General features: G+C 71.9%; 19 protein-coding genes, 1 pseudogene and 2 CRISPR repeat arrays. Of the genes and pseudogenes, 14 read left to right on the top strand and 6 right to left on the bottom strand.

The window, feature by feature from the left end; all coding sequences use genetic code 11:
- Window positions 1-751: 751 nt before the first annotated feature.
- Window positions 752-988: a hypothetical protein gene (locus tag VR45_RS22125; protein ID WP_159394309.1), complete on the bottom strand. Its 237-nt coding sequence runs from the start codon at window positions 986-988 to the stop codon at window positions 752-754.
- Window positions 989-1,484: 496 nt separating this feature from the next.
- On the opposite strand from VR45_RS22125, the pseudogene VR45_RS22120 reads away from it, so the two are divergent.
- The 3 genes and pseudogenes from VR45_RS22120 to VR45_RS22110 all read left to right on the top strand — a co-directional run.
- A pseudogene (locus VR45_RS22120) lies at window positions 1,485-2,030 on the top strand (IS5/IS1182 family transposase); the annotation flags it as partial.
- Between the two features lie 197 nt (window positions 2,031-2,227).
- A CRISPR array of direct repeats spans window positions 2,228-2,501; the repeat unit is 29 nt; unit sequence CTGCTCCCCGCGCCTGCGGGGTTGGTCCC.
- Window positions 2,502-2,710: 209 nt separating this feature from the next.
- A complete protein-coding gene (gene bla, locus VR45_RS22115) occupies window positions 2,711-3,625 on the top strand; it encodes a class A beta-lactamase (RefSeq protein WP_045941546.1) in 915 nt (304 codons plus the stop codon).
- A gap of 176 nt (window positions 3,626-3,801) precedes the next feature.
- Window positions 3,802-4,624: direct repeats of the CRISPR family, unit length 29 nt; unit sequence CCGCTCCCCGCGCATGCGGGGTTGGTCCC.
- A gap of 71 nt (window positions 4,625-4,695) precedes the next feature.
- Window positions 4,696-5,229, top strand: a complete 534-nt coding sequence (locus VR45_RS22110; protein WP_045941545.1) for an NUDIX hydrolase — start codon at window positions 4,696-4,698, stop codon at window positions 5,227-5,229.
- On the opposite strand, the gene VR45_RS22105 is transcribed toward VR45_RS22110, so the two are convergent.
- Window positions 5,226-6,671: a helix-turn-helix transcriptional regulator gene (locus VR45_RS22105; RefSeq protein WP_159394308.1), complete on the bottom strand. Its 1,446-nt coding sequence runs from the start codon at window positions 6,669-6,671 to the stop codon at window positions 5,226-5,228. The genes VR45_RS22110 and VR45_RS22105 overlap by 4 nt on opposite strands.
- A 140-nt stretch (window positions 6,672-6,811) precedes the next feature.
- Here VR45_RS22105 and VR45_RS22100 point away from each other — a divergent pair, with 140 nt between their 5' ends.
- On the top strand, window positions 6,812-7,123 hold the full coding sequence (locus tag VR45_RS22100; protein ID WP_045941544.1) for a hypothetical protein: 312 nt from the start codon (window positions 6,812-6,814) through the stop codon (window positions 7,121-7,123).
- On the top strand, window positions 7,120-7,353 hold the full coding sequence (locus tag VR45_RS22095) for a hypothetical protein (protein ID WP_045941543.1): 234 nt from the start codon (window positions 7,120-7,122) through the stop codon (window positions 7,351-7,353). The genes VR45_RS22100 and VR45_RS22095 overlap by 4 nt, the downstream gene beginning before the upstream one ends.
- A gap of 153 nt (window positions 7,354-7,506) precedes the next feature.
- Here the strand turns inward: VR45_RS22095 and VR45_RS42565 are convergent, their stop codons facing one another.
- Window positions 7,507-7,944 (bottom strand): hypothetical protein, encoded by a 438-nt coding sequence (locus VR45_RS42565; RefSeq protein WP_159394307.1) that lies wholly within the window; start codon window positions 7,942-7,944, stop codon window positions 7,507-7,509.
- 59 nt (window positions 7,945-8,003) lie between these two features.
- Here VR45_RS42565 and VR45_RS22085 point away from each other — a divergent pair, with 59 nt between their 5' ends.
- The 8 genes from VR45_RS22085 (at window position 8,004) to cas2e (ending at window position 18,284) form a co-directional block, all read left to right on the top strand.
- A complete protein-coding gene (locus VR45_RS22085) occupies window positions 8,004-8,456 on the top strand; it encodes a MarR family winged helix-turn-helix transcriptional regulator (protein WP_045941542.1) in 453 nt (150 codons plus the stop codon).
- Window positions 8,457-9,004: 548 nt separating this feature from the next.
- Window positions 9,005-13,576 (top strand): type I-E CRISPR-associated protein Cse1/CasA, encoded by a 4,572-nt coding sequence (gene casA, locus VR45_RS43370; protein WP_234326077.1) that lies wholly within the window; start codon window positions 9,005-9,007, stop codon window positions 13,574-13,576.
- Window positions 13,573-14,250 carry a type I-E CRISPR-associated protein Cse2/CasB gene (gene casB / locus VR45_RS48860; protein ID WP_045941541.1) on the top strand — a complete coding sequence of 226 codons (678 nt, stop codon included), beginning with the start codon at window positions 13,573-13,575 and terminating at the stop codon, window positions 14,248-14,250. Before casA ends, casB begins: the two co-directional genes overlap by 4 nt.
- The gene (gene cas7e / locus VR45_RS48855) at window positions 14,244-15,467 is read left to right on the top strand and encodes a type I-E CRISPR-associated protein Cas7/Cse4/CasC (RefSeq protein ID WP_234326078.1); all 1,224 of its coding nucleotides are present in this window, start codon (window positions 14,244-14,246) and stop codon (window positions 15,465-15,467) included. Before casB ends, cas7e begins: the two co-directional genes overlap by 7 nt.
- A complete protein-coding gene (gene cas5e / locus VR45_RS22065) occupies window positions 15,464-16,174 on the top strand; it encodes a type I-E CRISPR-associated protein Cas5/CasD (RefSeq protein WP_045941539.1) in 711 nt (236 codons plus the stop codon). The genes cas7e and cas5e overlap by 4 nt, the downstream gene beginning before the upstream one ends.
- A 1-nt stretch (window position 16,175) precedes the next feature.
- The gene (cas6e, locus tag VR45_RS22060; RefSeq protein ID WP_045941538.1) at window positions 16,176-16,913 is read left to right on the top strand and encodes a type I-E CRISPR-associated protein Cas6/Cse3/CasE; all 738 of its coding nucleotides are present in this window, start codon (window positions 16,176-16,178) and stop codon (window positions 16,911-16,913) included.
- Between the two features lie 4 nt (window positions 16,914-16,917).
- Window positions 16,918-17,916: a type I-E CRISPR-associated endonuclease Cas1e gene (gene cas1e, locus VR45_RS22055; RefSeq protein WP_045941537.1), complete on the top strand. Its 999-nt coding sequence runs from the start codon at window positions 16,918-16,920 to the stop codon at window positions 17,914-17,916.
- On the top strand, window positions 17,913-18,284 hold the full coding sequence (gene cas2e, locus VR45_RS22050; RefSeq protein WP_045941536.1) for a type I-E CRISPR-associated endoribonuclease Cas2e: 372 nt from the start codon (window positions 17,913-17,915) through the stop codon (window positions 18,282-18,284). Before cas1e ends, cas2e begins: the two co-directional genes overlap by 4 nt.
- 94 nt (window positions 18,285-18,378) lie before the next feature.
- Here the strand turns inward: cas2e and VR45_RS22045 are convergent, their stop codons facing one another.
- The 3 genes from VR45_RS22045 to VR45_RS22035 form a co-directional block, all read right to left on the bottom strand.
- Window positions 18,379-19,398: a TIGR03842 family LLM class F420-dependent oxidoreductase gene (locus VR45_RS22045; RefSeq protein ID WP_045941535.1), complete on the bottom strand. Its 1,020-nt coding sequence runs from the start codon at window positions 19,396-19,398 to the stop codon at window positions 18,379-18,381.
- 115 nt (window positions 19,399-19,513) lie between these two features.
- Window positions 19,514-21,001: a dihydropyrimidinase gene (gene hydA, locus VR45_RS22040; protein ID WP_078896732.1), complete on the bottom strand. Its 1,488-nt coding sequence runs from the start codon at window positions 20,999-21,001 to the stop codon at window positions 19,514-19,516.
- Window positions 21,002-21,023: 22 nt separating this feature from the next.
- Complete coding sequence (locus VR45_RS22035; protein WP_045941534.1) at window positions 21,024-21,866, bottom strand: nitrilase-related carbon-nitrogen hydrolase; 843 nt, start codon at window positions 21,864-21,866, stop codon at window positions 21,024-21,026.
- Window positions 21,867-22,330: 464 nt separating this feature from the next.
- Between VR45_RS22035 and VR45_RS47120 the strand changes: the two genes are divergently transcribed.
- On the top strand, window positions 22,331-22,762 hold a 432-nt coding region (locus VR45_RS47120; RefSeq protein ID WP_199925984.1), incomplete at its 3' end, for a hypothetical protein.

The following is a 22,762-nucleotide window of genomic DNA, read 5'->3' as shown; positions in this document are numbered from 1 at the left end:
TCCCCCACCTCACCGCCCCCCGCCTCGCCACCGCCATCCGCCGAACCCTCGACAACCCCCACCACCGCACCCACGCCCACACCCTCGCCACCGCCCTCGCCACCGAGGACGGCCCGGCCAACGTCCTGGCCACCATCGACCGCCTGGCCCAGTAGCCCCGAGCCGGCCGGGAACTCGCCAACTCGCCTTCCACCACCGCCGAGCCCCGAACACCCGAGCCGCACACCAACGGCGAACCCGCGCAACACCACCGGGGTGCGACCACTGCCGGTAGATGGCATTCCGTCAGCACCCTGAGCTGCTGTTTTGCCAGTTCCGAGCGGCGCTCGAACGCATGGTCAGCAGAATCTGGTCGGCACATTCGTACAGGACGGTGCGGACACTCCTGCACGGGTGTCGCCTGATTGTCGGGAACATGCCCCTCAAGCCAAGTACCGCGAGGCGGACGGCCCCGTTCCACACGGCCAGGGAGGGCGCGCTCCGGGCACCCGTTCCGCCGTTTCCGCACGAACGTGGCCGTACTTCCGGCATGATCTCCCGCAGCGCCACGGCGGCCGCCCACAGGCCCGGCGTCGACTCCGGCGCCACCGGCCCCCGGACAGTCAGCGAACCCGCTGGCGCCCCGGACTCGGACTCCCCCGGCCCCGGTGCACGCGAGAGTCGAGCCCCTCTCTCCGGCCCCACTCCCCCGCCCGTCGGCGGGGCGACAACGACATGCACAAACCGACAGGCCCGCAGCGCGCCGTCCGGGTCAGTGCCCCTCGCGGACCTCGAAGACGCCGCTGTCCCAGTACACGGACGGCTCCTCGGCATCGCTCGGCCAGTCGCTCTGCAGATGGCGGCGGCCGTGCCCCAGGGCCCCTACCCGGTGCGGGCTCAACCGCCCCGCCACCAGGTCGTCCGCCTCGGCGTCCGTGATCGGCAGCACGGTGCGGTACTGCGCGTCCTGCGAGGCGACCCAGTCGATGTACTCGGTGAACACGCTCACGAAGGCCTGCGAGCACAGGCCGCACCGCTGAACGGAGACGATGAAATGCGAGTCGTCCCGAATCATCCTCTCGAGCCGAACCCCGTCGCGACTGCGGTGGTGCGCCCGCGCCACCGCAGCGTCCTCGGCGCAGCACGCCACGCACCCGAAACCCGCACGGTCACTACCGTCTTGCGAACCCATGGATCCCCCACCCCTTAGCCATCCCCGACCGGCCCCCACCCTAACAACCCACAGTGAGGCCAGGCCGCTGAACCAACGAGCATGCGCCGCCCGACCTGCGGGCAAGCAAGCCGTCGGGCGAGGCCGGACAAGTTCGCCGGCGGAAGCCGGACTTCTTCGAGAGCCCGCGGCCCGGCAGCGCTTCCACGGAGAGCTGCTCCTGGTCGGATGCACAGCGGCGGCCGCGCGTGGCGATACGCGCGGCCGCCGTGTCGCCCTGTTCGGCCATCCATCCGGAGGATGCGCCCTCGACGCCTCGTACGGTGATCACCGTGCCGTCGTCTTCGCGCAAGTCCCGGTCTTCGTCTGCGGGTACGAACGAGCCTCGCACAAGCACTGCTCGGCCACCACCTTGCGCCGGCACCGCGACGAGTGGATCGCGCCCGGCGTGATGGAGGACCTGCGACTGCTCGCACTCGACCGCCTGAGCGCCGACGGCTGCATCTTCAAGACGCCTGCCGGTGGCGAGTGTGCAGGCAGGCGCCCGGTTGATCGGGCCAAACTCAGCTTGAAACGCTCGCAATTGACCGACGGAGCAGGCATACCGCTGATCACCGAACCCGCGCAGGCCAACACTCGCGACCACACCCTGCTACCCGCCGCCCTCGACCGATACGACGCACTGGAGTCGGCCCTTGGACCGCTGCCGGAGCACCCGAGCCTGGCCCTGGACGCCGGATACGGATACGGATACGGATACGGATACCGCATGCTCCACGACGACCTGGCCGCCCGCGGGATCGAGGCCCGCATCGCCCCACACGGCGCGAAAACTCCGATCCAGACCGCAGGCCGTTGGGTGGTGGAGCGCACGAACTCCCAAGCGATCACGGTGACAGTCATCGTCGGTATGTGTCATCTATCGGCGGTAATCCCACGGGGCCTGGCAGGGTGAACACCCTCCGCACACCGCTCACCGATAGCCTGGCGGCAGCGAAAGGAATGCGAAGATTGCCCGAATCAAAGGAAGTTGCACAAAACGCCACCCATCCGTGACCACGCCCCAGGTCACGAACTCTGCTCCCCGTGCCTGCGGGGTTGGTCCACCTCGATCCCCTGGAGGATCTGCCATGAACTCCTGCTCCCCGTGCCTGCGGGGTTGGTCCCGAGCCGGCCCGGTGCCGCCGCCACCGTCGCGACTGCTCCCCGCGCCTGCGGGGTTGGTCCCGCGCAGCAGTTGCTGTACGACCGGTTCGAGATCCTGCTCCCCGCGCCTGCGGGGTTGGTCCCTCCGTCTTCGCGAAGTCGGCCCACGAGCCGTACTGCTCCCCGCGCCTGCGGGGTTGGTCCCGATTCGCGCCCGCGCTGATTACGCATTACAGGCACCCACCAGAGAAGCCGCCAGACACAGAGAAGCGACGTCCTGAACGTGAGACGCCGGACGTTGCCCCCTCGTTGAACGACTACCTCGGCGTCCGATGCAGTGAATTCGGCGATACGTTCATAAGAGGCCTCGCGTGTACGGGAATCCTCGCGAGCACAGCGGCAAGAGGAGGCAGCATGAGCTATCAGCCGGGTCGGCGACAGGTTCTTGGTGGATTTGCGGCGGCTGCGACAGTCACCGTTCTCTCCGGTGGAGGGCGAGCCTTCGCGCAGGGGACAGACTCACGTGGAGACGAACTCGCCGATCGATTGTGCGCCTTGGAGAGGTTGCACTCCGCACGGTTGGGCGTCTTCGCCCAGGACGCCGCCACTGGGCGGAATGTGGCCTATCGCGCGCACGAACTGTTCCCCATGTGCTCGACGTTCAAGACGATTGCCGTGGCCGCGGTGCTGAGGGATCTCGATCGGGACGGCACCTTCCTCGCCGAACGACGGCACTACACGACGAGGGATGTAGCGGAATCGGGCTACGCACCGATCACGGGCCTGCCCGCGAACCTCGAAGCCGGCATGACGGTGGAGGAGTTATGCTCGGCAGCGATCCGGTACAGCGACAACGCCGCCGCCAACCTCCTCCTCCGCGAACTCGGCGACCCCGAAGCGATCACCCATTTCTGCCGCTCCATCAGTGACCGAGTGACCCGGCTCGACCGCTGGGAGCCCGCACTCAACTCCGCTGAACCAGGCCGCCCCACCGACACATCGAGCCCGCACGCCATCGGCCGCACCTATGCCCGACTCACTCTCGGCAAGGCTCTCGACACGGCCGACCGCCAGCGGCTGACCCGCTGGCTACTGACCAACACCACCGGCGCCAACCGCCTCCACGCCGGCCTACCGACCACCTGGACCGTCGCCGAGAAGACCGGCACTGGCAACTACGGCACCACCAACGACGTCGGAGTCACCTGGCGACCGGACGGGGGCCCGATCGTGGTGTCGGTGCTCTCCACCAAGCAGATCGCCGACGCCCCGGCCGACGAACCACTGATCGCCGAAACCGCCAGGCTGATTGCCAGCGCCCTGTCCTAGTGTCCGATGTATCGCAACCCTGCCACCACCGCCGAAGGAGAGTAGCCATGCCATGACCCCGCACGCCCGGTAATCTGACATTGACTCATACTCTTTCTGGATTGCGAAGAATACCCGAATCAGAGGAAGTTGCCAGAACCTCCGCCCACACGTGACAACGCCCCAGCTCACGAACTCCGCTCCCCGCGCATGCGGGGTTGGTCCCCCGGACAGACCGCAACACGCACTCCTGGACGTCCGCTCCCCGCGCATGCGGGGTTGGTCCCCTGGAATGGGCGGCCAGGCAAAGGCGAGAGAGCCGCTCCCCGCGCATGCGGGGTTGGTCCCCACGCGCACATCCTGCTCACCCCGGAGGCCAAGCCGCTCCCCGCGCATGCGGGGTTGGTCCCCAGGCGACCGTGCGGAGCGGCACCATCCAGCTCCGCTCCCCGCGCATGCGGGGTTGGTCCCGTCTCCTCGGCCCGGCGCAGCTCCAGCCCGGTCCGCTCCCCGCGCATGCGGGGTTGGTCCCCAGCCCCAGGACTGCCCCTGGGCCGCGGCCGCCCGCTCCCCGCGCATGCGGGGTTGGTCCCCGCTCGGGCGGGTTCTTGGCCAGGAACATCTCCCGCTCCCCGCGCATGCGGGGTTGGTCCCGCGTCCTCAGCGGACGGCGTGGTGGTGAGGTGCCGCTCCCCGCGCATGCGGGGTTGGTCCCTTCTTGACGGTGTTCGGTGGAGGTCCGAAAGCCCGCTCCCCGCGCATGCGGGGTTGGTCCCTGTGCGATGCCATGTTCGCCAACCAGCGGTGCCCGCTCGCCGCGCATGCGGGGTTGGTCCCGACATCTGCGCCCGCCTGCCCAAGGGCGCCGACCGCTCCCCGCGCATGCGGGGTTGGTCCCTCGTCCAGGACGCGGTGGACCACCTCGACACCCCGCTCCCCGCGCATGCGGGACTGGTCCCACCGAGGAAGACGTGCCGGAGGTTGTAGCGCTCCGCTCCCCGCGCATGCGGGGTTGGTCTCTCCCCCGCAGCGGGCCCCGGGTAGGTCGGTACGCTTCGCTCGACCCGAAGCCAAGATCGCGCGAGGTATCCGTGAGTAGCGAGTGGACCGTCCACGGCAGCCGCACCATCTACAGCAGTCCCTGGGTGGAACTCGATCTGGTGGATGTGGAGCCGCCTGGGCACGAGCGCTACGAGCACCACCTGGTGAAGTTCGCGCCGGTCGCCGCGACCGTCGTCCTCGACGACCGGGACCGCGTCCTGATGATGTGGCGACACCGCTTCGCCACGGACACGTGGAACTGGGAGATCCCCTCGGGAATCGTCGAGGCCGGCGAGTCGCTGGAGGCCGCCGCCGCCCGCGAGGTCGAGGAGGAAACCGGCTGGCGGGTGGCCTCGCTGGAGCCGCTCGCCTACTACCAGCCGATCGGCGGGATGTCTGATGCGGAGCACCATGTCTTCCTCGCCCGCAGAGCGGAGTTCGTCGCACCGCCCGTCGACACCCACGAGGCGGACCGCATCGAGTGGATTCCTCTCCATCAGGTCCAGGCGATGATCGACCGCCGGGAGATCGTGGCCGGCGTCGCCGTCACCGGCCTGCTGCAGGTACTCGCCCGCCGTCCCTAGGTCGGCAGGGCCAGCATCTCCCGAAGCTCCGCGACCATCGGCATCCGGACCGCGCGTTGCGGGACGGCGGCCGCAACCTCGCGCGCCCGGGTCAGGACGATGCCGGTCCGGTGCTCGGCCGGGAGGGTGGCCACCGCGACCATTCCGGCCTGTGCTGCCGCGCTGATCTCACCGACCTTCAGCAGGCCGGCGGCCTGGTCGAGGGCGATCAGCGCGCGGTCGAGGTACTCGCCGGGGGCGTACATCCCGAGGGCCTGGTCGAGAGCCGACCGGGCGCGACGGGTGTCGCCGAGCGTGGTGTGCATGCTGCCGATGTGCCACTGGAGCTGACGTTCGGTGTAGCCGTACGCCAGGTCTCCGGTGTGCTCGGCCCCCAGGCGGGCGAACGCTCGCTGGGCGCGTGTCATCGCGGCCCGGGCGTCGTCGGCGCGGCCGAGGCGGGCCAGAGCCCGGGCCTCCAGTGCCGGCGCCCACGCTGCGGCCGCGCACACCGTGCTGCCCGCCACCACCCGGGCCCGCTCGGCGAGCTGGGCAGCGGCGGCGGGCGTCCCGTAGTACATCGGGATGACCGCCTCGCGGGCCAGGAGCCAGGCCCGGAGGGCCCGGTCTCCGGTCTCCTCCGCGGCGAGCTGGGCACACTGGTACCAGGACCGGGCCTCGCGGTGCTCGCCCATGGCGACGAGGGCGATGCCCGCGGTCGCGGCGAGACGCGCCGCGACGTGGCAGAGCCTGGCCCTGTGGTCGGTCGGCTGCCGGCGGTCGAGCATCTCCCGCACCTCGATGAAGTCGAGGACCGAGTCGGCCAGGATCCGTGCGGGCGGGCTGTGCTGATAGGCGAGGTCGTACTCGGCGGCGGTCCGCTCCCACTGGTCCACGGTGGTGCCCGCGAGGGTGCCGGCCAGCGTGGTGGTCATGTCCTGTCGGGCGCAGGCGAGAGCGGCCAGGACCGGGGCGGAGAGGGAGAGGCCCATCTGGCCGAGGAGCCCGCGGAGTATGGCGGCCTGGTCGGGCCGGAGCGGGGCGCTCACTGGCGAACGGTTCTCCGGGGCCGGGGCGTGGAGGCCGGGGACAGGGAGACGGTCGTGGCCGGCGGGGGTGTAGTCGGCGCCGTAGCCGAGCCGGTCCGGCCTGGTCAGGTAGAGGCGGCACAGGGCGTCGAGGGCCGGGTCGCTGGGCCTGGTGGTGCCCTGCTCCCAGGCGGACAGCTGCTGCACGGTGGCCCGCAGCCCGATATCGGCGAGGCGTGCGGTCGCGTCCTGGAGGGTCCACCCTCGCGCGAGCCGGGAGCCGTGAAGCAGGGAGACTCCGCACTCGGCGGCGGTGGTCCGCACGAGTCGCCATGGTGTCCATCCGTCGGCCTGCGCGAGGGCGGCTAGGCGGGCGACGGTCTGGCGGTGGGTGGCACGGGGCATCAGCGGCTCCGGGTCCAGAAGATGTGCCACCAAGGTAGGCCACTTGGGCCGGCCTCGCCGTCGACTTCATGCCGGAACTGCGATGCCGCAGGGCGGAGTCACATCGGCGGCGTGATTTCACGGCAGGGCCGCCATCGCCGGATCGGCGTGGCCGGGCGGACCCTGTCGGCATGACAACCCCCCACCACGTGGTGCCCCCGCATCGTCAGGCCTCCCAGGACGCTGTCGTCCCCGAGGCCCCTCCGACCGTGCCCGGCGAACACGGTGACGGCGTGCGTGCCGTCGCCCCGCACGCCAGGAGCCGCCTGACGCAGGACCAACGCGATGGCCGGGCCTGCGTCCACTGCCGGGCCATCACAGGTCTGAAGGAGGCGGGGCACGTCGTGGACGGGGGCCTGAGCTACGCGGTGAAGGTCTGCCGATCCTGTCCCCCGTACGCGGCGATCCTCACGGACGCGCTGGGTGAGGAGCCGCGCCGGTGAGCCCGCCCGACGGCGGCCCCGCCCCCACGCCGGACACTGATCGTGTCGAGTACGGCCGGTGCACCGGTTGCGGAGACTGGGCCTACGGCTACTTCGTCGAGGACCTGACGGCCTCCATCGCACGGGTGAAGCACTGCGAGAGGGACCCGTCCCGACTGACGGCCGCCGCAGCGGTCTCGGTCGCAGCTGTGGTTCTTGTGTGCGTGCTGCTGCTGACCATCTGGCGCTGACCTGCCCCGGCCGGCGCTCCGCCCGCGCCGACCGGGTCCACTCGCCCCGGAACAGCGGCCTCCATAGCGGCAGTTGCAGGCTCGGTAAACGTTCGGGGAGGCCGGACGCTGGCGACACGGATCCCTTCGGGGCCGGTTCGCCACCACTCCCCGTCAGGCCGCTTCCGCAGCGGGGATGCCGTTGGAGCCGGTGCCGTGGGCAGAGCGGGCGAGGCGGGCGGCGAGGCCCAGGTGGAGGGCGGCGAGTACGGTGCCGCCGGCGGTCATCCCGGGGTTGTGGGAGGAAGCGCCGATGGCCGCGTCGGCCACCTGGACGGCGCCGGCGACCAGCAGAAGCGGTACGAGGCCGCGGCCGGTCCGGCTGATCAGCAGCTGGTGCAGCAGGGCTGCGCCGAGGGGCAGGGCTCGGGCCGCGTAGGCCTGGGCGTACAAGTCGGTGAGCGGGGTGACCGGGTCGGTTCCGCCGGGCAGGAACAGCCCCGGGGAGAGCAAGCCGACAACGCTGAAGGCCATGGACAGCGCAGTGCCGGACGCGTTGGCGATCACCATGGCGCGCATGCCTCGGCCAGTGGTGGCGATGGAACGGAGCATTGAGTCAGCCCTCGAATCGTTCTAAGTCTGAATGGTTAGTGCATGCTAGCGTTTCCCGTGTGAATGATGTCAACCCCCTGCCGCTGACCACCTCCGTGGTCTTCCGGCTCGGCACCCTCGGCAGCGTCGTCACGGCGCGGTTCACCACCGCACTGGCGGAGCTCGGGCTCAAGCCCAAACACGTCGGCCTGATGGTGGCGCTGGACTCCGGCGCACTACCGTCCCAGCTGGAGCTGGCCCGGATCATGGCGGTGGCACCCAGCCTGGTCGTCTCACTGGCCGACCACCTGGAGCTGATCGGTGCGGTGGACCGGGTGCGCGACCCGGCAGACCGGCGTCGCCAGGTACTCGCACTGACCGAGGCCGGGCGGGAACTGCTCGCCGACTGCACCGTGCTCGCACACCGGCTGGACGAGGAACTCACCGCCTCGTTGACCGACCCCGAGCGGGAGACGCTGCGCCGTACGCTCGGCCTGCTGGGCGCCGAGGCGGGACTGCCGACGAGCGATTGACGAAGGGCCGAGAAGCCCTTGAGTGCGCCCAGCGCCAGGCCCGCCAGGGGCGCCAGGGTGCCTGGGTCGCAGTCTCGGAGGCACCCGGGACAGTCAACCCATCCAGGCACCACCAGTCCCCGGCGCGCGAACCCCGGACGGCGATCCGCTCGACAAAGCCGAGTGGCTCTCATTCGGCCTGTCGAAGACGGGTCCCTCGACTCCGACTTCGGCGTGAGCGGTGTCCTGCCGTTCCCCGCGCCTGCGGGGTCGGCCCGTCCCGTTCAGTCTCAGCCGCCAAGGAGAGCTGACACTGCTCGGCCTGCTCGCCGTCTGCGTGACCGCCGGGGCGGGATCGAGCGCCCGGGCTGACGTCGGGGTCCGGCCCGGTGTCGTTGGCCTGATTGCCGTGGTGGTTGTCGCAGTTGCCGCTGCGGGCTCTCGGGCCGACCGTGGAACAGAGGGCCGACAGCCAGGCAGATACTGCCGCCAGGATTCAGCATCAATCAGATCCGATCACTACCGATCGTTCAATCAGTGCCTGCCCGCAGGCCCTGTTGAATGGCGGCGTGACTGGAACGCCTACCGGTCCGGAACTGCACGCGCGCCTCTCCGATGCCGCTCGCACCGTCTGGGCCAAGTCCGACAGGGACACCTCCGGGTGGATGCCGCTGTGGCGGCACATGGCGGACAGTGGGGCGGTCGCGGGGCTGCTGTGGGACGGCTGGCTTCCGAGGAATGTGCGGGAGTTGATTGCCGATGCGCTCGGGGGAAGCCAGGTTCTGGCACGGGAGCTCGCCGTGTGGTTGGCGACCGCGCACGACGTGGGCAAGGCCACGCCCGCGTTCGCCTGTCAGGTCGACGGGCTCGCCGAGACCATGCGGGCTGCCGGGCTGGCGATGCGCGATCCGAAGCAGTACGGGGACGACCGGCGTACCGCTCCGCACGGGCTCGCCGGTCAACTGATCCTCCAGGAATGGCTGGTGGAACGGCATGGGTGGGCACACCGAAGCGCCGGGCAGTTGGCGGTGGTGGTCGGCGGACACCACGGAGTGCCGCCGGGGCACGGGCAGTTGCACGACCTCGAACTGCGCGAGGACCTGATCCGCACTCCCGGGGCGAGCGAAAAGCTCTGGCGCGATGTGCAGTTCGAGCTGCTCGACGCGTGCACGGAGAGACTCGGAGCCGCAGAGCTGCTGAAGGCCGTCCAGTGTGCCAAGCTGCCGCAGCCCGTTCAGGTGCTGCTGACCGGCATCGTCATCATGGCCGACTGGATCGCCAGCAACCCCGATCTCTTCCCCTACTTCCCGGAGGAGCACCCCCGTTCGGAGGAGGAGCGGATAAGTTCCGCCTGGGCCGGGTTGAACCTCCCGCCCGCCTGGGCGGCCGAGGAATCACCGCTGGCGGCGCAGGAGTTGCTCGAAGCCCGCTTCGAGCTGCCCGCCGGGGCGACGCCGCGGCCGGTCCAGGAGGAGGCCGTCCAACTGGCGCGCGAACTCCCCGCGCCGGGGCTGCTGGTGATCGAGGCGCCGATGGGCGAGGGGAAGACGGAGGCCGCGCTCGCCGTCGCCGAGATCTTCGCCGCCCGGACCGGCGCCGGTGGGTGCTACGTCGCGCTGCCGACCCGCGCGACCGCCAACGCGATGTTCCCCCGTCTCACCTCATGGCTGAACCACCTGCCCGCGGACGGGGATCGGACGGTCTTCCTCGCCCATGCGAAAGCCGCGCTCAACGACGAGTACGCGGGCATGATGGCCGCCGACCGGCGCCGCATCGTGGCCGTGGACACGGACGGGTCACAGGGGGCCGGGCACCGTGCGCGGCGGAAGAACGCCGGGCTGATCGCCCACCAGTGGCTGCGCGGACGCAAGAAGGGCCTGCTCGCCTCCTTCGCGGTCGGCACGATCGACCAGGTGCTGTTCGCCGGCCTCAAGAACCGGCATCTCGCGCTGCGCCACCTCGCGCTCGCCGGCAAGGTCGTCGTGATCGACGAGGTGCACGCCAACGACGCCTACATGAACACCTACCTGGAGCGGGTACTCTCCTGGCTCGGCGCGTACCGGGTGCCGGTGGTGATGCTGTCCGCCACCCTGCCCGCAGCCACCCGGCGCGCCTTGATCCGGGCGTACTGCGGAACGGCTGCCGAGCCGGTGGGAGAAGTCGAGGAACCCGGCTATCCGCTGCTCACCGCCGTCGCGCCGGGGCATCCGCCCCTGACCCGACGCCCCGGGGCCGACGCCGCCCGGCGGACCACCGTCCTCCTCGAACCGCTGGACGACGACCTCGCCGTGCTCACCGACCGCCTCTCCACCGAACTCGCGGACGGCGGCTGCGCGCTGGTCGTCCGCAACACGGTCGACCGGGTCCTGGAGACCGCCGAACGGCTGCGGGAGCGCTTCGGGGACGAGGCGGTGACCGTCGCCCACGCGCGCTTCGTCGACCTCGACCGGGCCCGGAAGGACACCGACCTGCTGGCCCGGTTCGGCCCCGACGGGGACCGGCCGCGCGGGCCGCACATCGTCGTCGCCAGCCAGGTGGCCGAGCAATCGCTCGACGTCGACTTCGATCTCCTGGTCACGGACCTGTGCCCGGTGGACCTCATGCTCCAGCGCATGGGCCGGCTGCACCGCCACCCGCGCGGCGAGGGGCAGAGCGGTCGGCCCGCGCGGCTGCGGACGGCCCGCTGTCTGGTCACCGGCGTCGACTGGGCGGCGCAGACGCTGCCGGGCCCGGTGAAGGGGTCGATGTCCGTCTACGGCAGGCACCACCTGCTGCGCTCGACCGCCGTGCTGTGGCCGCACCTGGCGAAGAGGGTCCCGCTGGCGCTCCCCGACGACATCAACGGGCTGGTCCAGCGCGCCTACTGCGACGATCCGCTCGGACCGCCCGGCTGGGCGGACACGATGGCCGAGGCCGCCGAGGAACAACGGCTCGCGGATGCCGCGCAGACCGCCCGCGCCGAGGTCTACCGACTGGACGAGGTGCGGCGGCCGGGGCGGTCGCTGGTGGGGTGGCTGGACGCCGGGGTGGGTGACGTGGACGACCACCCTTCCGGCCAGGCCCAGGTCCGGGACGGCGAGGAGAGTCTGGAGGTGATGGTCGCGATGCGCCACCCCGACGGCAGTCTCACCACGCTCCCCTGGCTGGACCGGGGCCGGGGCGGCCTGCCGCTGCCGATCGAGACCGTACCCGTCTGGAACGCCGCCCAGGCCCTCGCCGCGAGCAGCCTGCGGCTCCCCTACCACTTCTCCAAGCCCTGGGTGATCGACAAGGCAATCAAGCAGCTGGAGCAGTTGTACGTCCCCGCCTGGCAGGTCAAGGAGTGTCCGCAGCTCGACGGCGAGCTGGTGCTGCTGCTCGACGAGCACGGCCGGGCCGAACTGGCGGGCTTCGAGCTGGAGTACAACCCGATCGACGGCCTGTCGGTGCACCCGGCCGGAGCCCGTGAGGTGAGGTTGGTGAAGAACGTGCCCTCGTTCGACCTGGTGTCCCGTCCTTGGCTGCCGGTGCAGCGGCTGGACGGGACGACCGCCGAGCTGTCGCTGCGCGAGGTGTTCGGCGAAGCGGCCGCGGTCCGCCGGCTGGTCGGGGACGTGCCGACGCAGGAGTTCACGCTGATGCGGTTGTTGCTGGCGATCCTGCACGACGCGGTGGACGGGCCCGCCGAACTGGAGGATTGGGAGGAGCTGTGGGAGGACCCGGACGCCTTCGCCGTCGTCGGCCGCTACCTCGACCGGCACCGTGAGCGCTTCGACCTGCTTCACCCGGAGACCCCGTTCTTCCAAGTCCCGGATTTGCGTACCGAGAAGGACGAAGTCGCCTCGCTGAACCGGCTGGTGGCCGATGTGCCGAACGGCGACCCGTTCTTCTCGATGCGGATGCCGTCCGTCGACCGGCTCGCCTTTGCCGAGGCGGCGCGTTGGCTGGTGCACGCGCACGCCTTCGACACCTCGGGCATCAAGTCGGCCGCGGCGGGCGACGGTCGGGCGAAGGGCGGGAAGGTGTACCCGCTGGGCACGGGGTGGGCGGGCGGTCTCGGTGGCGTCCTCGCCGAAGGGGACGACCTGCGGGAGACTCTCCTCCTCAACCTGGTGGCCGCGGACACCGCCGGGGCCCGCTTCCGCGAGGACGACCGTCCGGCCTGGCGGCGCGGCCCTTACGGACCGGAACCCGACCCGGAGGCGGCGGACCTCTCCCGACGCCCCTCCGGGCCACGTGACCTGTACACCTGGCAGTCCCGCCGGATCCGGCTGCACCACGACGGGAGCGCGGTGACCGGGGCGGTGCTGTCCTACGGGGACCCGCTCGCGGCCCACGACCGCCGGTTCACCGAGCCGCTGACCGGCTGGCGGCGCAGTCGGCCCCAGGAGAAGAAGCTCGGCCGGGTGCCGGTGTACCTGCCCCGCCAGCACGATCCGGCACGTTCGGCATGGCGCGGTCTGCCCGCACTTTTGCAGAAGGAGACCGCATCGAAGGCCGCGAAGCCCGGTGAACCAGCGGAGTACCTGAGCCCGTTGGTGCTGGAGTGGGTGGCCCGGCTGACCACGGAGCGAGCGCTGGAGCGCGGGCGCCTGATCCGCGCCCGGACGATCGGCGCGGTGTACGGGACACAGCAGTCGGTGTTCGACGAGGTGGTGGACGACGGCGTCGCCATGGCGGTGATCCTGATGCACGAGGGGGACCAGCGCTACGGACGACAGGCCGTGACTGCGGTGAATCACTCGGAGCACGGTGTGCAGGCGGTCGTCCAGCTGGCGGCCGACCTCGCGGATGCCGCCGGTGCGGCGGCCGACGGGCCGAAAGCGGTGGCCGCCGAGCGCGGCTACGCCGACCTGGACGTCTCGTTCCGGCTCTGGCTCAGGGAGTTGGGTCTGCGGGCCGACCCCGAGCAGGCGCTGGCGGACTGGCAACGGCGGGCCCGCAGCATCCTGTTTGCACTGGGCACTGAGTTGGTGGACACCGCCCCGCAAGCGGCCCGGGAGGGCCGGGTGGTGACCGGCCGGAGTGGCCGAGTCTGGCTCAACGACGCCCTCGCGTTCCGGCGGTTCGGCTTCGCGCTGGCCAAGGCGTTCCCCAATCCGAACGCTCCGGAGGACCCTGCCGGGAACCATGACAACTCCCTGGAGAGCGAAGAGCGATGACCCTCGACCCCGTACCGTCCCCCCGGCTCCCCGCTCTCGGGCGGGCGGGCGCGGCGACCCGCGACCACATCGGCCAACTGCAGCGCGGCTACCGCGCCGACGAGTCCGCCGCCGTCGCCCGGGTCGCGCAGATCCGGCGTGGCGCGGGCCGGCCGATCGACGCGCTGCCCGAGCTGTGGGGTCTGACCGGCCTGGAGCGGCTGTATCCGCAGGGTCGGACCGGACCCTCGGACGCCCTGGCCGAGAACGCGATGCACACGGCGGTCACCCTCTGGTCGCTGCACCAGCAGTCGCACCGCGACGCCGGGATGCACCGCATCGGCGGCCATCAGTTGGGCGGTGCAGTAAGGCAGTTGATGCCTTCGGACGACATCGACGAGCCGCTGCGGAAGCGGTTCGTCCGGGCCGGTGCGGCGCCCACCTTCGACATCCTCGCGCAGCGGCTGCGGGAGCTCGTCGTGCTGCTGCGCCGGGAGGCCGTCCCGCTGGACTACGGGGTGCTCGCCGACCAGCTGTACCGGTGGCAACGGCCGGCCGGGCGGGGCGAGGTGAACCGGGCCTGGGGGCGGAGCTTCCACGCGTACCGGCGGCCGACGAGCGCAGACGAAGCACACACCGGCCACAGCATCGAGCACACCGACACCGATCCCTACACCGACAAGGACCAATCGTGACCAGCCGCACCATCCTGGACGTCCACATCCTGCAGACCGTGCCGCCGAGCAACCTCAACCGGGACGACACCGGCTCGCCCAAGTCGGCGGTGTACGGCGGTGTTCGGCGGGCCCGGGTGTCCAGTCAGGCGTGGAAGCGGGCGACCCGCAGGGCGTTCGACGGGCTGCTGGACCCGGCCGAGCTCGGGGTGCGCACCAAGAAGGTGGCGGAGCTGCTGGCGGCGCGGATCACCGCGCTGGGGGTGGGGCTGGAGGAGGCAGCGGCCTGGCAGGCGGCGGCCGACACGATCACGGCCGCGACGGGCGCCAAGGTGGCTCCGCCGGCGCGGAAGGCGAAGGGCGACGGTGACGATCCGGCGCCCGAGTCGTCGTACCTGATGTTCCTCAGCAGTCGGCAGTTGGACGCCCTGGCCGCGCTCGCCGCCGAGGGGCTGAAGGAGTCCGGCGGGTCGAAGGGGTCGGGCGAACTGAAGGAGTTCTTCAAGGGCAAGGAGAACAAGGCCCGCGCCCGCGAGGCGGCGAACACCCGCCACTCGGTGGACATCGCGCTGTTCGGCCGGATGGTCGCGGACGCCTCGGACATCAATGTGGACGCCGCCGCACAGGTGGCCCATGCGATCAGCGTGCACGCGGTGGAGATCGAGTCGGACTACTACACGGCCGTGGACGATCAGCGGTCCGAGGACGAGCCCGGGGCCGGCATGATCGGCACGGTCGACTTCAACTCGGCGACGCTGTACCGCTATGCGGCGGTGGACGTGGACCGGCTGCGGGCGAACCTCGGGGACGGGCTGCGCGCGGAGGAGTCGGCGGCGGAGCCGGTCCGGCGTGCGGTGGAGGCGTTCGTCGAGGCGTTCGTGATGTCGATCCCCAGCGGCAAGATCAACACCTTCGCCAACCAGACCCTCCCGGACGCGGTGGTCGTCAAGCTCCGCTCGGCCCGGCCGATCAGCTTCGCCGGGGCGTTCGAGGAGGCCGTGCAGGCGGGTGGCGACGGTCTCACCGGTGGCCATGTCGCGGGCGCCTGCGCGGCGTTGGCCGCGTACGTGCCCGAGGTGGAGAAGGCGTTCGGCGCGGTGACCGAGGACAGCTGGGTGCTCCGGGTCGGCGAGCGGACGTCCGCGCTCTCCGGGCTCGGCACCGAGGTGGGGCTCGGTGAGCTGGTCGGCGCGATCGGTTCGGCGGTGGCGAAGCGGCTGGCGGGGTCGGCCGGGTGAGCGTGCTGCTGCTGCGGCTGGCCGGGCCGCTCCAGTCCTGGGGGGTCGCCGCGCGGTTCGTCCGGCGGACCACCGAGCCGGCGCCCACGAAGAGCGGGGTGCTGGGGATGCTCGCGGGAGCGCTCGGCCGGGACCGGGGCGACGACCTGGCAGACCTGGCGGCGCTGCGGTTCGCGGTCCGCACCGACCAGCCGGGCACCCGGGTCCGGGACCTCCAGACGGCCCACCACGGGGACACGGAGAAGCCCATGCCGCTGTCCGAGCGGTTCTACCTCGCGGACGCGGTGTTCGTGGCCGCGGTGGAGGGGCCGGACGCGACGGTCGACGCGTTGGCGGCGGCGCTGCGCGCACCGGTGCACCTGCCGTACCTGGGCCGCCGCTCGTGCCCGCCGAGCGGGCCGGTCGACCTGGGTGTCCGGTCGGGGGCGGGGCTGCGATCGGTGCTGGAGCGGGAGCCCTGGCAGGCGGCGCCCTGGTACCGGCGGCGCCACCACGCGGCGTCCGTGGCGCTGCCCGTCCAGGCCGACGCCGAACCGGGGGAACAGCCCCGGGCGGACCTGCTGCGCGACCTCCCGCTGAGCTTCGACCCCCGGCACCGCCGGTACGCGCTGCGCGGGGTGGTCTCCTTCGTCGTCAACGCGCCTACGGCGGAGGCCGATCACGATCCGACGGCCCACCTGAACCCCCTGGAACCGGAATCGGACTGACATGTTCCTCACCCGCTTTCGCGTCAACACCGCCCGGGCCGGGGCCCGGCGGCTGCTCTCCTCGCCCCAGCTCCTGCACGGTGCCGTGATGGCCTCGTTCGCCGAACCGCCGCAGTCGAACCCGTCGGCGGCATCCGGGTCGGCGGTGGCCGGGTCGGCGCCCCGCGTGCTCTGGCGGATCGACCACAACTCCCGTTCCGAGGTGCTCCTCTACCTGGTGGGACCGCAGCGCCCGGACCTCACCCACCTGGTGGAGCAGGCCGGTTGGCCGACCACCGGCGGCTGGCAGACCTTCGACTACGGCGCGTTCCTGGCCGGTATCGCCGCCGGTTCGACCTTCGCGTTCCGGCTGACCGCCAACCCCGTCCACAGCATCCGCCGCAACCCGGACGAGCCGACCAAACGCACCGCGCACCTCACCCAACGGCACCAGGCGGCCTGGCTGTTGAAGCAGCAGCAGCGGTCCGGCTTCACCGTCGTCGAGAAGGCGCCGGAGCGGCGGCTGCTGCCGGAGGGGGACGAGCACGAACTCGTGGTCCACCGGCAGCAAGCGGTGTCGTTCGGCAAGAACGACCGGGTGAAGGCCGGCCGCCGCACGGTCAGCCTGGTGACCGCGACCTACGACGGCCGCCTGCGGGTGACCGATCCGGACGCGCTGCGCCGCACCCTCACCGCCGGGCTGGGCAAGGCGAAGGCCTACGGGTGCGGGCTGATGACACTCGCGCCGGTGCGGGGGTGACGGGGTGGCCACGACTCCGGCGCGCAGGCCGGTCTCCTCTCCCCGCGAGCTGACCCGGATCGGCGACCGGGTCTCGTTCCTCTATCTGGAGCGCTGCACGATCCACCGCGAGGACAACGCGATCACCGCCACCGACGAGTCCGGCGTCCGGTACATCCCCTCGGCGACGATCGGGGTGCTGCTGCTCGGGCCGGGGACCCGGGTGACGCACCAGGCGATGAGCGTGCTCGGCGAGTCCGGCGCCGGTGTGGTGTGGGTGGGCGAGCAGGGCGTGCGGTACTACGCGGGCGGGCGGGCGCTGACCCGGTCGGCCGGGCTGGTGGAGGCGCAGGCGACGGCGTGGGCGAACCGGCGCCACCGGCTGGACGTGGCGCGGGAGATGTACCGGCTGCGGTTCCCGGACGCGGATCCGGCGGGGATGACCCGGCGGGAGTTGCTGGGCGGCGAGGGTACCCGGGTCAAGGAGGTGTACCGCGCGGAGGCCGCCCGGACGGGTGTGCGCTGGGTGCGGCGCACGTACGATCCGGGGGACTTCGCGGCGGGTGACGCGCCGAACCAGGCCGTGACGGCGGCCGCGCAGTGCCTGTACGGGGTCGCGCACTCGGTGGTCGTCGCGCTGGGGTGCTCGCCCTCGCTGGGCTTCGTGCACTCGGGGCACGAGCGGTCGTTCGTGCTGGACGTCGCGGACCTCTACAAGGTGGAGTTCGGCATCCCGGCGGCGTTCGACGCGGCCGCGGAGGGGCCGGAGGACGTGGCCGGGCGGACCAGGCGGGCGTTGCGCGAGCGGATCCGCGCGGGCAGGCTGCTGGAGCGGGTGGTCGCGGACGTCCGGGGCCTGCTCGCGCCGTACCGGCAGGCCGGCGCGGGCGAGGCGGGCGAGGCACGCGAGGCGGACGGCCCGGACGGCCCCGATGCTCCGGAGGAGGACGTCGTGCTGCTGCACGACGACCACGACGGCATGCTGGTCGGCGGCCGCAACCACGGTGCCGAGGCGGTCCGGTGATCACCCTGGTGCTCGCGGACTGCCCGGTCGGGCTGCGGGGGCTGCTGACCAGGTGGCTCACCGAGATCTCGCCGGGCGTCTTCGTCGGCGATCCGTCGGCGCGGATCCGTGAGGTGCTGTGGGAGGAGGTGCGGGCGTACCGGGGTCGGGGGCGGGCCGTCCTCACGTACAGCACGGACACCGAGCAGGGCTTCGCCTTCGCGACCCACGAACACCGGTGGCAGCCGGTGGACCACGAGGGGCTCACGCTGATCCACCGCCCGGCGGACCGCCCGGTGCCGTCGCCCCGGGGCGGGTCGCCGACGGCGGACGGGACCGCGAGCGGGTGGAGCAAGGCTTCCAAACGCCGCCGGTTCGGCGGCCGTTGAGCCGTCGGAGGAGTGCCGGCCCTGCTCCGGACTCGCTCGGGGGACGACTCCGGGGACCGCTCCGGCGAGGCTCCGGCGACGGCTCCGGAATCGGTCAGGCGCCCAGTACGGGGATGATGTCCGTGCCGTAGGCGTCGATGGTGGATTCGACGGCGTCGTGCATGGCGTAGATGGCGAACTGGTCGACACCCAGGCCGCGGAGCTGTTCGAGGCGGGCGAGGTGGGTCTCCACCGGGCCGATGACGCAGAAGCGGTCGACGATCCCGTCGGGGACGAAGGCGGTGTCGGGGTTCCCGGCGCGGCCGTGGTGGCTGTAGTCGTAGCCCTGGCGGTCCTTGATGTAGGCGGTGAGGGCGTCGGGGACGAGGCCGGAGTGCTCGCCGTAGTGCCGGACGAGTTCGGCGACGTGGTTGCCGACCATGCCGCCGAACCAGCGGCACTGCTCGCGGGCGTGGGCGAGGGCGGCCGGGGAGTCGTCGGCGGTCACATAGGCGGGGGCGGCGACGCAGACGGTGAGCGACTCGGGGTCGCGGCCGGCCTCGGCGGCGGCCCGGCGGACGGCCTTGACCATGTACTCGGTGAGGAACGGGTCGGCGAGTTGGAGGATGAAGCCATCGGCCTGACGGCCCGTCAGATCGAGGGCCTTGGGACCGTAGGCGCCCATCCAGATCGGCAGGCGCGCGCCCTCGCCGACCCAGGGCAGGTGCATCTCGGTGCCGTCGACCTCGGCGGTCCGCCCCTCGGCCAACTCCTTGACGGCGTGCATGGCGTGGGAGAGCCGGTCGAGGGTGGCGGGCTTGCGGCCGGCGACCCGCATCGCGGAGTCGCCGCGGCCGATGCCGCAGACCGTGCGGTTGCCGAACATGTCGTTGAGCGTGGCGAAGAGGGAGGCGGTGACCTCCCAGGTGCGGGTGGAGGGGTTGGTGACCATGGGGCCGACGGTGAGGGTGCTGGTCTCGGCGAGGATCCGGCTGTAGATGACGAAGGGTTCCTGCCACAGGACGCAGGAGTCGAAGGTCCAGCCGTGGCTGAAGCCGGCCCGCTCGGCGCGGATCATGCGATCGATGAGCAGGCGGGCGGGCGGGTCGGTCTGCAGGACGAGGCCGATGTCCAAGGCGGGCTCCGGGAGTTGGTCGGGGGTGCGGTAGGGAGAGGCGGCCGGGTGGAAGGGGTGGACCGGGCGGGAGGTCCCGGCCGGTCGGGGAGGGACGACCGGCCGGGGCGGCGGCTCAGTCGAGGTACTGGCAGGTGTCCCGGCGCAGGAAGGCGCCGTGGCCGGCCCGGCCCAGCCAGGTGCCCCGGTCGAGCACCACGGTGCCCCGCGAGAGCACGGTGCGGGCGCGGCCGGTGAGGGTGCGCCCCTCGTACGCCGAGTAGTCGACGTTCATGTGGTGGGTCGCGGCGGAGACGGTCTGGACGGCGTTCGGGTCGTAGACGACCACGTCGGCGTCGGCCCCGGGGGCGAGGGTGCCCTTGCGCGGGTGCAGGCCGAACATCCGGGCCGGGGTGGTGCAGGCGATCTCGATCCAGCGACGGCGGCTGATCCGCCCGTCGACCACGGCCTGGTGGAGGAGGTCCATCCGGTTCTCCACGCCGGGAAGGCCGTTGGGGATCTTCGAGAAGTCGCCGCGGCCGAGCTCCTTCTGGCCCGTGTAGCAGAACGGGCAGTGGTCGGTGGAGACCACCTGGAGGTCGTTGGTGCGCAGCCCGCGCCAGAGCGCCTCCTGGTGCTCGCGGGGCCGAAGCGGCGTGCTGCACACGTACTTGGCGCCCTCGAAGCCGTCGGTGCCCTCCTCGGCGAGGTTGTCGGTGGAGAGGAAGAGGTACTGCGGGCAGGTCTCGCCGAAGACGGGGAGTCCTTCGTCGCGGGCGCGGGCGAGTTCGGCGAGCGCGGAGGCGGCGGAGACGTGGACCACGTACAGGGGGCTGCCGGCGACCTGGGCGAGCTTGATCGCCCGGTGGGTGGCCTCGGCCTCCAGCAGTTCGCGGCGGACCTCGCCGTGGTAGCGGGGCGCGGTGCGGCCGGCAGCGAGGGCCTGTTCGACGAGGACGTCGATGGCGATGCCGTTCTCGGCGTGCATCATGGTCAACCCGCCGTTGGCAGCGCCGCGTTGCATGGCGCGCAGGATGCGCCCGTCGTCGCTGTAGAAGACGCCCGGGTAGGCCATGAACAGCTTGAAGGAGGTGGATTCGCCGGAGTCGACGAGGGTGTCCATCTCCTTGAGGACGGCGTCGGTGACGTCGGAGACGATGGTGTGGAAGGCGTAGTCGATCGCGCAGTTGCCCTCGGCCTTGGCGTGCCAGGTGTCCAGACCCTCGCGCAGGCTGCCGCCGACCGACTGGACGGCGAAGTCGACGATGGTGGTGGTGCCGCCCCAGGCGGCGGCGCGGGTGCCGGTCTCGAAGGAGTCGGAGGCGTGGGTGCCGCCGAACGGCAGCTCCATGTGGGTGTGGGCGTCGACGCCGCCGGGGACGACGTAGTGGCCGTCGGCGTCGATCACGGTGTCCGCGGTCCAGGAGAGGGCGGCCTCGCTGCCGGTGGCGGCGAGGGCGGCGATCCGTTCGCCCTCGATGAGGACGTCGGCGCGCAGTTCCTCGGTGGCGGTGACGACGAGGCCGCCGCGGATGGCGGTGCGACCGGTCCGGGCGGTGGCCGTGCCGGTGGCGGGGGCGCTGCTGGGGGTGCCGCTCGGGGTGGTGCTGGGGGTGCTGGTCATGGTGTGCCGGTGCCCCTCTCCGTCACGCCTCGGTCAGTGGTCCGTACGCCTCCGGGCGGCGGTCGCGGTAGAACGCCCACTGCTGGCGGACCTCTTCGATGACGTCGAGGTCGAGGTCGCGCACGACCAGCTCCTCCTCCTTGTCGGAGGCCACCTCGCCGACGAACCGGCCGCGCGGGTCGACAAAGTAGGAGCTGCCGTAGAAGTCGTTGTCGCCGTACTCCTCGGTGCCGACGCGGTTGATGGCGGCCACGTAGTAGGCGTTGGCGACGGCGGCGGCGGGCTGTTCGAGCTGCCACAGGTAGGCGGAGAGACTGCGGCTGGTGGCGGAGGGGTTGTAGACGATCTGCGCGCCGCCCAGGCCCAGGGCGCGCCAGCCCTCGGGGAAGTGCCGGTCGTAACAGATGTACACGCCGACCTTGCCGACCGCGGTGTCGAACACCGGCCAGCCGAGGTTGCCGGGCTTGAAGTAGTACTTCTCCCAGAAGCCCTTGACCTGCGGGATGTGGTGCTTGCGGTACTTGCCGAGGTAGCTGCCGTCGGCGTCGATCACGGCGGCGGTGTTGTAGTAGATCCCGGGCTGGTCCTCCTCGTAGACGGGGACGACCAGGACGAGGCCGAGCTCACGGGCGAGTTCGCGCATCCGCCGCACGGTGGGGCCGTCGGGGACGGGCTCGGCCCAGCGGTAGTGCTCCGGGTCCTGCACCTGGCAGAAGTACGGGGAGTTGAAGACCTCCTGGAAGCCGAGGATCTTCGCGCCCTGCGCCGCCGCCTCGCGGGCGTAGCGCTCGTGGAGGGCGATCATGCTCTCCTGGTCGCCGGTCCAGCGGGTCTGGACGAGGGCGGCACGGACGATCTGCGACATGGGTACCTCCGCAACTCCGCGGCCCGTCCGGGGGCGGGCCCGCGGTCCGAGGGTCGGCGGGCGGTGCTGCCTGCGGTGGATGTCTACGTGCGTAGAAAGTTGGTGCGTCGACCGTAGGCCCGGCTCCGGTCGCCTGACAATACGTCCGACGCGACGTGGCCGGGGCGATCTTGCCGGGCGGACACGCGGGGTCTCGTAGGTGGGATGAAACGGTCATCTACCCCGGGAGCGCACTCCTTACTCATTCGAGTGAATCCATGCTCGGGGTGGGGCTCGACGGGGCAGGAAGGCGGTGACGCCCCTACCGGCTGCGGGTCCGCGGGATCAAGACGGGATCAGGACCAAGACGGGATCAGGACAGAGCCTGGGATCAGGACAGGATCCGGGATCAGGACAGGGCCGGGGTGGGCGCGGGGCGCGGGGTGCGTCCCCGGGGTCGGGTGGTGGTGCGGTGGTGGAGAGGGGTGGATCGGTGTGACGGTCGAGGACAGGGCGGCGCGCAGGGTGCCCGCCTGGGGCGGGCTGCTGCTCGGGCTCGCGGTGCCGGTGCCGGCCGTGCTCGGACGGCTGCTGTACGCACGGCCGCCGGCCAGGGCGCCAGGGACGTCCGGCTGCAACTCGCCGGCTCCCGGTCCGCCGCCGAGGCCGTGATCGCCGGGCGGGCCCCGGAGTTCCGTGCCGCGCTGGACGCCGACCTCTGGCTGATCGGCGGCTGCACCGTCACCCTCGCGGCGGCCGGGCTGCTCGGGGCCCATGTGTTCACCCGGGCGCACTGGCGGTCGGCGGCACTGGCCGCCGGCCTGGCGGGCGTGCTGGCCGGCGCCTGCGACCTGGCCGAGGACGTCCTGCTGGACGCCGGACTGGGCGGGGCCGGTCCCGGACCGACGGGTGGGGAC

Source organism: Streptomyces sp. NRRL S-495 (assembly GCF_000966955.1).
GTDB lineage: Bacteria > Actinomycetota > Actinomycetes > Streptomycetales > Streptomycetaceae > Kitasatospora > Kitasatospora purpeofusca.
The sequence above is the reverse complement of the archived record's forward strand: the minus strand, read 5'-3'. Positions and strand labels throughout refer to the sequence as shown.